Source organism: Iodobacter sp., assembly GCF_025352645.1.
In the GTDB taxonomy this organism is placed as follows: domain Bacteria; phylum Pseudomonadota; class Gammaproteobacteria; order Burkholderiales; family Chitinibacteraceae; genus Iodobacter.
Genome location: NZ_JANXSO010000163.1, coordinates 1 through 11061, shown reverse-complemented (window position 1 = coordinate 11061; position 11061 = coordinate 1). Strand labels below are relative to the sequence as shown.

Below are 11061 nucleotides of genomic sequence, written 5' to 3'. Positions count from 1 at the left end.
AGATCAATTTCAAAACACCGATGGAAACTTCGATACTATTACCTTGAAAAGATCCGCCAATACGGCCTTAGGCACGGATTTAACCACATGCAAAAATAGCACCAAAGGCTGGCGAGCCAATTTGCCGATCAGTAAGGAGCGTATTCCTAATGACCCGTTTCCTTTTGATGTCTACGGTGTATTCACCTCCATTGTGCCCGGTGCAGATTCTTGCACCCCAGGCGGAGTGAGCCGTGAATACAAAATGCCTTTAAAACTAAGTAAAGACGCACTATGTGCCAACCCATCGACCGATACTTTTATCGTGATAGGCACAAACGCCAATAGCTCTTTATCGGACGACCCATCGCGCCGTGTCTCGATTACCACCTCTAAGCTAGACAGTATTAAAGTCAATGCAGATGGCACAGGCTCCGCCGATACAGCAAGGCTGGATCTTAAAGTCAAAGGCAAGCGCTCGTCTTGGAGTGAAATTCTGCGCTAAGCAATCGAGCGCAAAGAGGCGTGGGCATTCTGATGACTGCTCATGCTTTTTTTTGCCTAAGTAATAACAAGCAAGCAAGGCATAAATTAGGTAAAAACAGCGTAGCATTTTAGCAACACGCATTAGCATTTTATTATATGTTGAATATTCACATAGCAAGCCCTCTGCTTCATATCAATATTTACCCTGGCTTTTCCATTTAAAAACAGTCATTTGAAATCACCCATCATATAAGCAACCGCTTATCCCCAAGAATAGACCGCCAATCAAAAGCTATAAGTACTTCAACCAACTGGCGATTACATCTGCATATCAGCACTATCCCTAACCTTACGACTACCCCCTGAGCTCTTGCTTACTTATCAAGAAGGCTCCAATCAAGGATAGGTTATGCGCTCTACATCTGGTTTTACCTTAATCGAAGTCATGATCACCGTTGCCATCATCGGAATTTTGGCCTCAATTGCCGTGCCTAGTTACCAAGACTATGTCACCCGCAGCCGCTTAGTTGAGCCACAAAGTAAGCTCAGCGATACCCGCGTGCAGCTTGAACAGTTTTTTATGAATAACCGAACCTATCTAAATTTCCCGTGCAAAAAAGATGCAGCTGGTTCAGATAAATTTAATATTGATTGCCCAACTCTCAAAGCAAATGAGTTTCTTATTAGTGCAACAGGTAGCGGAAAAATGGAAGGCTTTAGCTTTACGCTTGATGACCAAGGCATAAAACAAACAACCGCCGCCCCAACAGGCTGGACCAAAGGTGTTGGCTGCTGGACTAATAAGAAATCAGGCTGTTAAGCATGAATCGAAAGCTCCACCCCAAACCCCAGGCTGGTTTTACCCTTATTGAGCTGATGATCACTCTGCTGATTTTTGGCATTTTGCTAGCTCTTGCAGGCCCACCCTTTCAAAGCTGGGTAAAAAACACCCAGCTACGCAGCTACGCCGAGTCATTTCAAAGCGCAGTTCAACAGGCACGCTCCGAAGCCATTAAGCGCAATGGCTATGTTGAGCTGCTACTTACAAACAGCGCTATCAGCGCCGTAGGCCGCAATGCCGCAGCGATTACAGAAAGCACTCAGGGCACGGCATGGTTAATTCGCGGCTGCCCAGATTGCGTCAACCTCAACGCCCCCCCCGCCATTGCAAAGCCCTCTTATCCCTACATTGAAGGCAAAACGGTGAGTGAAGGTAATTCGGCGAAATTTACGCTGAACGCCAATCAATCTTTGATTCGCTTTGATGCTTTAGGCCGTACCAATAGAGCATTCAGCCTGATCGTGGCTGATAAAGCAGATGAGGCAAAACTAGGCGCCTGCACCAAGGCAGATGGCAAAGTCATCACAGGCCCCGCCAGAATTTGCTTACTCGTTGATGAAGGCGGCAATGCACGGCTCTGCCTACCCGATGCAGTAAGCTCCAATCCTAGTAGTTGCGTAAGGTAAATTCATGAGTACATTTTCAGCCCAACGCGGCTCGATGCTTTTGGAATGCTTGGTAGGAATTAGCATTTTTTCTTTTGGCGTTCTTGCCATTATGGCTTTGCAGGGCAATGCCATGCGCCATGTAAGTAATAGCAGCTCTCGCACTGCGGCAACCCAACTTATTCAACGCTTAGATGGCGAAATGCGCGTTGGGGTAGCTGATCTCGATGATTTTAAATTAAGCCGCGTTAAATGCGCAAATGTTGACAAAGGCTCTGCAAGCAAGCTTTGGGCCTCTGCTGTGGCGGCGAATCTGGATGATTCAAGCTGTGCGGTAAGTATTGAAGCAAATAGCAATACACCCTGCTCGCGCCGTGCCTTGATATCTATTAGTTGGCCTGCACAGCGTAATTCTAAAAGCACAAAAATTGCAGGCGCTAATCAAAGCTTGAATGAAGCCATTAGTATTGCAGATATTCAGACTATTCGCGAAACCAATGATACCCATGACACTTCGCATTTACGCTGTGGAAAATAATATGTACCGAAATTCAGGATTTGGCTTAATCGAAGTATTAATTTCATTAGCACTAACATTACTTGCCACCATTGCAATTTATCAAATTTTCAATAGTAGCGAAGGCTTTCGCCGTGCTACTTTAGGCAATGGCAATGCACAAAGCAGTGGCGGGATTGCCATTATGCAAATACAAAAAGATATTGAACGCGCAGGCTATGGGATTGGTGTAGATCGGGCCTTAAACTGCAATATTGTTTCTGCCAATGCTGGCTTTAGCAATATCCGGCTTGTGCCCGCCATTATCGAGAGCGCAGGCACTTCCGATCGGATTACCCTGCTGTATAGCGATTCCCCCGCTGGCGGAATGCCCGCGCTATTAGGCGACGGCGTTGCGCACACGCAAGATCACAACCAATTTGCCAATGTACAGCTAGCAGGGCAATTTATAGTTAATGATTTAATTGTGGCTTGGCCCGACCCAGGTAAAAAAGCCGCTGCTGCAGCGCAACAGCCCTGCCAGCTCTATCAAGTAACATGCACCAATGCCACACCCTGCGCTGGCGCACCGGTATCAACTCAAGACTTTGCCCTCGGCCATGCTGCTACAGGTAATATTTGGAATACAAAAATAACCACGGCCCCGTTACCGGTAGATTTACCCGCTAAAACCACCCGTTTGTTTGATTTTGGCAGCATGGTGCGGCGCACTTACTGCGTTTATCTGGCAGGTAACCCCAATAAATGCCCCAATGCCACAGATAAAATAGATGGCAGCTTAATCAGCATGGATGCGCTTGATCGCCAAGCGGCACTGGATGGTTCATGGAAAACCACCACAGAAAACGTCATTCAAATGCAAGCCCAATACGGGCTAGATACCAATGCCGATGGCGATAATATCGCCAACAATGTTACTGCTGCAGGCTGGACCAAAACCACTCCCACCACCATGCAGGGCTGGAAGCAGCTGATTGCCATTCGTTATGCGGTTTTAGTGCGCTCAGCCACACCAGACAAACCTAAGCGGGATGATAGCTGCGATACAACCGCCAAAGATGCAAAGTTCATTTGGGCAGGGGGTGAGTTTTCCACCCCCGAAAACGCTCAGCCTAGCGATACCAATTGGCAGTGCTACCACTACAGCGTGCACGAAACCATTGTGCCGCTCAGAAACCAACTGCTGTTAAATCAACCCGCGCTGTTTTAATCACCACAAGCCATCTTAGCAATGGTGCGTTAACGGCACAGTTTTAGTGCAATTATCAGGCCTTCCTAGCCGAAGCCTTAATATTTAAGAATGAGCCAACATGCCAGCGACACTATCGCCTCGAAGCAACCAGCAAACCCAGCGTGGTTTGGTGCTGCTGATCTCACTGATTGTACTTGTGGTCATGACTTTGGCAGCAATCGCCTTAGTCCGCTCCATGATTAGCAGCAATCTAATTGCCAATAACCTAGCCCTAAGGCAAGGCACAACCGCAGCGGCGGATCTAGCCTTAGAAAAAGCCCGGCTGTGGTTAGTCAGCACCTCATTCACCAGCCCCAATGATTTAAATGCGGCCTCTAATGTTAATGGCTATAGCCCGATTAATACCCCCAATCCCATTGATGGCAATAATTGGCGCAATGGGATTGCTTGGGTATGGGCAGACCCGAAGGCGAGCACCACTCCACTAGCAAATAGCATTACATCAGATGAGCAACTTTTAAATGCCAATGGCTATAAAGTGGCCTATTTTATTCAGCGCAATTGCGCCAGTGACGGCAAAAAAACCCCGAATCAAAGCGGCTGTGATTTACAAAGAATGACCCCCGCAGAAGCAGAAGGTAATTCTAATTACCAAATGACTTATAAGATAACGGTCAGAGTGGTTGGCCCCAAAGACACCGTGAGCTTTTATCAAAGCACTTTGTTTTAGCTGAAATGATTATTCAAATAGAAATCATCATAAGTGTTCATGCGTAACTAGATTTGAATAGAGGTAGCTTGGCGCTGAGTGAAACAAAGCCCAACCATACGATTAAGCATGTTGGGCTTCGCAGGCTCAGCGCCAACCTACAAAATACATCCATATTTAAATTAAGTGATGCCGCTCAACTTATGCACCGCCATTAAGGTTAAAAAATGAAATTAATTGCTCTCAGTATCATTAGCTTAAGCCTAAATAGCTTTGCCGCCCAAACTGCCAGTAAACCGTTATCTACACTGACTACTGGTGATGTAAAACCCAATGTGATGTTTATTTTAGATGACTCAGGTTCTATGGCTTGGAGCCATATGCCAGATTCAGCCTACTATTACCAAAATAAAGTGGGCTATGCCAATGCGCAATGTAATGGGGTGTATTACAACCCCAATACCAAGTATGCCCCACCAAAAAGCGCCGATGGCACTTCATCAATGGATAACGCCTCTTTCACCAATGCATGGTATGACGGACATAATCTAAACCATGCAGGCGGCCCTGGGGGCACAACCCGCTACAATTTAAGTAATGGTTTTTTTGCCTACGATCAGGAAGGGGGCAATACCGGCAATAGCGGCAAGACCGACACCAGCCAAGCCTCTTATTATTGGCGCTTTAAAAATGAAGCCCCAAGCATAGATGATTGTAATAGTGAGCCTAAAGGAGAGTGGGTTTGGGATAAAAAAAGAGCTGAGTGGGTCTGGGTACTCACACCCCCGCAAGACTGGGAAAAAATATTAATAAAGACGGATGAAGAAAAGCAAAATTTCGCCAATTGGTTTAGCTATTACCGTACCCGCATGCTCATGATGAAATCGAGTGCGGGTACGGCATTTGCAAAAATTGGTGATCGCTATCGGGTGGGCTTTTCTAGTATTAATAAATTAAAGGCCAATCGCTATGGCGAAGGGGAATTTTTAAGCGTTGCCAACTATAACGCCACGCAAAAAGCCGCTTGGTATCAGATGCTCTACGGTGCATCACCCGGTGGCGGCACGCCCCTTAAAAGCGCCTTACGTGCAATCGGGGAAATGTATTCGGGAAATAAGAAAAGCATCGACCCTATGGAGTACTCCTGCCAGCAAAACTTTACCATTCTCACTACCGATGGTTATTGGAACGCGCCTTACAGGAATGGCGATAACCCTGATGCAGTCAATGTAGGCGATACCGATGGGGCTGACAATATCCCCTACCCCATGCGCGACCCTACAAAGCAAGAGAATAATTTGGCCGATGTGGCCATGTACTACTTCAAAAGGGATATTCGCAGTGATTTTGCCAATAACGTCCCTGGAGTTGAGGCCTTTGCCGGTGGGGAAAAAGGGCGACAAATCATGCGTACCTATACCTTGGGCTTAGGCATGGATGGCACACTCATCAGAAGCAAATATCCTGAGCCGCTTACCGGAGCAGTTACATGGCCCGAAGTGGCTGGAGACACCAACACAACCATTGATGATCTTTGGCACGCGGCGGTTAATGGTGGTGGGCAATACTTTAGTGCCAAAGACCCAAATGCCGTGGCCGAAAGCTTATCCAAAGCGCTGAGTGATATTGAAGCAAAAACGGCCTCCGTAGGCGCGGCAGATATTTCTGACTCGTTTATGAGCGCCAAAAATAATTTTGTGTATCAAAGCGCATTCAAAACCATTGCTTGGACGGGCGAAGTACAAGCGCTGACGTTTAACCTTACTACTAACTCGCTCGACAGCAAGCCTAAATGGTCTGCACAAGAGTTACTAAGTAAGCGCACGCCTACAGATAGAACAATATACAGCTGTGCGATCGACGCATGCAGCTCTTTCACAGAGTTTAAAGACACCAACACCGATCTGCTCAAAGCAATGGCAAATGGCGTGGCACAGCTTAAATCTAGTAATAACTTAAGCGATGAGCAGCAACGCAGCAACACCGCCGCCGCCCTTATCAACTACCTAAGGGGCGACACCAGCAATGAAATTAAATCAAATGCTGCCGCTAAAAATGCGCTGTATCGTGGCCGCAGCGGCATATTGGGCGCCATTATTCATGGCGGGGTAAGCTATGTAAAAGTTCCGAGCAAATCTTATACCGATGGTGGTTATTCCAGCTTTACCAGCAAAAATGCGGATAGGCCAGCCATGGTTTATGCCCCCGCTAATGATGGCATGCTGCACGCCTTTAACGCAGATAGCGGAGAAGAACAATGGGCCTTTGTGCCCCCCACGGTGATCCCTAAACTCTGGCAGCTAGCAGATCGCTCGCTGACCAATGAGTTTAAATACATGGTGGATGGTGCGCCCACCATTGCCGATGTAAAAATTGGCGATAGCTGGAAAACCATTCTTGTTGCGGGCTTACGTGGTGGTGGTGGTGAGTACTATGCCTTAGATATAACTAACCCGCTTAGTCCCAGCTTACTCTGGAGCTTTCAAGATAAGCGTTTAGGCCAAACCTATAGCTTTCCTGTGGTTGGTAAAGTTGCGGAAAAATGGAAAGTGCTGGTGAGCAGCGGCTACGATAATAGCGACGGCAAAGGCTATGTTTTTGTCTTAGATGCCGCCACCGGCAAGGCCGATAAAACCATCGCCACCTCATGCACTGCCGCAGAGGGCTACTGTGGTATCGCCAAAATTGGCCCACTCTTTAAAGAAAAAAACGTAGATGACAGCCTACTCATGGCCTATGCAGGTGATTTAGCGGGGGGGTTATGGCGTTTTGAGCTAGGTGATGACAGTAAGGCCGCAATTAAAGTGGCCCAAACCGGCATGAAAATCGACACTAAAGACGTCGCTCAAGCCATCAGCACCGCCCCAATGATTACCGAATCCAGCTATATGAGTGCAGGTACACCAAGCGTGCCTATGCATTACATCACCTTTGGTACTGGCCGCTATTTAAACCAAGCCGATATGACCAGCATCGATACGCACTCACTTTACGGCATCTTGGTTGACCCAAGCGCCACCACAATGGATAGCGATTTTGCCGCCCTACGCAGCTCTAGCGCGCTAAGCCCGCTGGTACTTGGTAAAACCTGCGATAAAGTCATCAAAGATAATCTAGGGGGCAGCGTCAGCTTAGTATCAGGGATAGATGTCAGCACGCTTTCTAATGTATGCACATCAGATAGCGATTACGACTATATGACCCTAAAAAGAGTCGCAGATGAGAAAGCCAGCGATAAGCCGGAGGATATCTTGGCATGCATCAACAAAATGAAAGGCTGGCGTGCTGATCTATCCATTAGCAAAGAGCGCTTAGCCAATGATCCTTTGCCACGCGGTGCAGATGCACGTTTTTTTACCAGCATCCCAGGTGGGGATGCCTGCACAGCCAAAGGGGATGGCCGCCAGTATATGATTCCGCTGCAGATCAACAAAAATTTCTTTTGCGCAAATCCTAAAATAGAAAAACACTTGGTAGTCGGCACAAACAAGAACACCACTATGCTAGAAGACATTAAACAAGTGCCAACCATTGTTACTAAAGATAAGGATAGTATTGATGCAGGGCCTGGTGAACTAACGCAAGCCCCATCACTCCTCATTCCCCAACTAAAAGGCCGCCGCACTTCTTGGCAAGAGATCGTGCGCTAGGCATAGAACTAATGTGGTGTGCAGCTCTTGCACACCACATTGCAATTCAAAAACAAAAACATATTTTACAAACTATAATCAAGAAAATTTTGACCAAAGATAAGTTCAAATAAGCTCGACCCCTAATATCAGCAACGAGAAATGACTAAGCCTTAGACCTAATTGCTTATTTATTCTACCCTTGAGCGACAAACACACCCACTAAAACCTAAAAAACGACAAATCCTTTCAAAAACAAAAAAATATACGATTAAGAAAAAACTAAATTGCAAACTATAAATAAAATTTGTGGCGAGGATTGCTATATTGCAATCAATGTCGTTTAATCTGCTTATATTGGTTTAAAAGTTTCAATCTATTGGGCAAAACAGCCCTTAAAAAAAAGTAAAGGAGTATGCAGTGGAACAAATAAACTTCAACGGCAAAGCCGCGCGAAAAGTCGCTGGCGGACTGCTGCTGCTGGCAACGATTATGTTGACGGCTTGCAATGGATCATCAGGGGATGGAAGCTCAACAACGACGCCAACGCCGGTACCAAACGCGTCGGGCGTTGCTGCAAAAATGGAAGTGTTGGCCAATACGCCTAACCTTGCCTCTGATGGCAATACACCCGTAGTCATTACAGCCAGGGTAAAAAATGCTAATAATGTTGTTCTAGAAGGACAAACAGTCATTTTTAGTACGCAGGATAGTGCGCAGATTGCAGTGCTAAATGCTGGCCTCACAGATAAAACAGGCAGTGCTACAGCCAATGTCACCACAGGCAGCGACCAATCCAGCCGAAGCATTACCATTAAAGCAACGGCGGGCACCATAACAGAGAAAGTAACTATTACTGTAAGCGGAACAAAAATCACGCTCAACGGCAGTAACTCACTTGTACTAAATAAAGAAAGCTCGCTGACCATTAGTTTGAAAGATGCTGCAGGTAAAGGCGTCGCAGGGCAAAAAGTTGCATTGGCCTCTGCTTTGGGAAATACGTTCAAAGTAAATAGCGTCGCAGCAACTGAAGCAACAACAGGGGATAACGGACAAGCCACAATCACTTACCAAGCCATTAAAGCCGGTGCAGATATTGTTAAAACTACGGCTCTTGGTGAATCTGCGACATTAGATATTTCTATTAGCAATAATACTTTTGATTTAACACCCAGTTCTACCTCACAGGGAGCTGTAAATTTCGGCAAAATACCTGCCGAAGTGAATCTGGATAGCTTTGTTAAGCTCGAACTACTGTATTCAATTGGTGGCACCCCACAAAGTGTACCTGTCACTTTCACTGCAACCCGTGGCAATGTAGTGGCTTCCTCAAGCAAGACAGATGCAAATGGTAAAGTTTCAGTAACAATTACCAGCACAACGGCAGGTGCATCACAAATCACAGCAACTGCAAACGGCATAAGCAACAACTATGATGTTGAGTTTGTAGCTACCGCCCCAAGCAAAGTTGTAGTTCAGCCAGATACAACAGTTGTTCGTGCAGGCGCAAGCACAGCCATTACAGCTATTGTTCGGGATGCCTCCAGTAATTTAGTAAAAAACCAAGTAGTCAACTTTAACCTTGTTGACCCAACAGGCGGCAGGCTTAGCATTGGTAGTGGTATGACTAATAGCTCAGGCCAAACCAGCACTAATTACACGGCAGGTAATAGTAGCAGCGCCAAAGATGGTGTAACTATTACTGCAACACTTGCAAACAACTTATCTATTACTTCAAAAACTCAGGTTACTGTTGGCGGAAAATCACTATTTATCCGCTTAGGAACAGGCAACCAAATTGAAGACAAAAACTCGACTCAAAATATTACCCCATACAGTGTGATTGTCACTGACGCTGCTGGTAACCCAGTTGCAGGAGTACAAGTTACGCTCGCGGTAATTCCAACAAACTACTTAAAAGGTGTTTATAGACCGGATGGCGATAGCGATGGCGATGGTAAACCTGACTTTTGGTTACAACATCCATCGGCAGTATGCCTAAGTGAAGATAAAAATAATGATGGTATTCTTGACCCAGGTGAAGATGATCCTGCTGATGGAAATGGCAACGGTAATGGCCGCTTAGAACCGGGCTTTGTTGCAACGGTCTACGATGCACTTAACCCATCTAGCAACACGGTAAAAACTGATGAAACAGGTAGCGCGTTTATCAAAGTGCTCTATGGGAAAAACTACTCTTCTTGGACCGTTGTAAAACTTCAAGCGACAATCAGAGTAGAAGGAAGTGAATACTCAAACGTGGCTGTATTTAACCTACCTGGCTTAGCTAAAGACTACACCGACATCAAAATCCCACCTCCGGGAGTGACAAGCCCATTTGGTATTGCTTCTGTCTGCACAAATCCAAACTAATATCATCATTCAACCCCACCTTTTGGTGGGGTTTTTTCATTCCCCATCCCACAAATACACCTTCAAATTAATCCTCCCACCCTCTCCAAACTCCACGCCTTCGCACTGTAATAAAAAGCGTTGCTCATCATCATTGCCGTCCAGCCCTCGAGGGCTGACTTTACCTAGTCCATTGATCACGCGCTGCCATGGTACGGGTGTGTTTTTATCGTGCAGGCAACGGCCGACGAAGCGGGAATGATTGGGGTAGCCAGCCAGCTTGGCGATCTGGCCGTAGGTGGCGACTTTGCCGTAGGGGATGCGGGTAACGACGCGGCGGATGGCGGTTGCGATGGCGCTCATAGGCGGGCCTTTCAACAAAAATTCTGTAGACACAGAGGGCGGGAAGAACACAGAACACGGTGAGAAAAACGAATCTATAAGCCATATCTTCTAACTACACGAGTAAGCCGCAGCAGTAAGGTGATCATCATTTGGCCACTCATGTGACAAACATCAACTCATTGTAGGGCGGGTGAAACCCCATACGCGCTAACCAAAGTCAAAAGCCTTTTTTATTAGTGCCTTCGGCACGTTAATTTAGCTGCGGGCGTCCCGCTGGACCTTCCTTTCTTGCGCGGCCAAGAAACGAAGCCAAAGAAGGCCGCCCCAAACAGCACGAAGGCCCCTCACTGCGGACAATCGAGGTGGCGTCAATTCAACTCGCTTCGCTCAAACACGAATTGACGAC

9 protein-coding genes are annotated in these 11061 nt (G+C 46.6%); 8 read left to right on the top strand and 1 reads right to left on the bottom strand.

Features of this window, described 5'->3' with window-relative positions:
• The 8 genes from Q0R17_RS18015 to Q0R17_RS17980 all read left to right on the top strand — a co-directional run.
• Positions 1-484 (top strand): hypothetical protein (locus tag Q0R17_RS18015; protein WP_293937582.1); only part of this gene is annotated, 484 nt, incomplete at its 5' end.
• 390 nt (positions 485-874) lie between these two features.
• Positions 875-1285 (top strand): type IV pilin protein, encoded by a 411-nt coding sequence (locus Q0R17_RS18010; RefSeq protein ID WP_293937580.1) that lies wholly within the window; start codon positions 875-877, stop codon positions 1283-1285.
• 2 nt (positions 1286-1287) lie between these two features.
• Positions 1288-1932, top strand: coding sequence for a GspH/FimT family pseudopilin (locus Q0R17_RS18005; protein WP_293937577.1), 645 nt, complete (start codon positions 1288-1290; stop codon positions 1930-1932).
• A 4-nt stretch (positions 1933-1936) separates the two neighbouring features.
• Positions 1937-2449, top strand: coding sequence for a hypothetical protein (locus tag Q0R17_RS18000; protein ID WP_293937574.1), 513 nt, complete (start codon positions 1937-1939; stop codon positions 2447-2449).
• Between the two features lies 1 nt (position 2450).
• A complete protein-coding gene (locus Q0R17_RS17995) occupies positions 2451-3638 on the top strand; it encodes a PilW family protein (protein ID WP_293937571.1) in 1188 nt (395 codons plus the stop codon).
• Positions 3639-3738: 100 nt separating this feature from the next.
• Positions 3739-4350, top strand: coding sequence for a hypothetical protein (locus Q0R17_RS17990; protein ID WP_293937568.1), 612 nt, complete (start codon positions 3739-3741; stop codon positions 4348-4350).
• A 206-nt stretch (positions 4351-4556) separates the two neighbouring features.
• On the top strand, positions 4557-7979 hold the full coding sequence (locus Q0R17_RS17985; protein WP_293937565.1) for a pilus assembly protein: 3423 nt from the start codon (positions 4557-4559) through the stop codon (positions 7977-7979).
• A 399-nt stretch (positions 7980-8378) separates the two neighbouring features.
• A complete protein-coding gene (locus tag Q0R17_RS17980) occupies positions 8379-10331 on the top strand; it encodes an Ig-like domain-containing protein (protein WP_293937562.1) in 1953 nt (650 codons plus the stop codon).
• Between the two features lie 36 nt (positions 10332-10367).
• Here the strand turns inward: Q0R17_RS17980 and Q0R17_RS17975 are convergent, their stop codons facing one another.
• Entirely contained in the window at positions 10368-10673 is a 306-nt protein-coding gene (locus Q0R17_RS17975) for an MGMT family protein (protein WP_293937559.1), read from the bottom strand.
• Between the last annotated feature and the right edge of the window lie 388 nt (positions 10674-11061).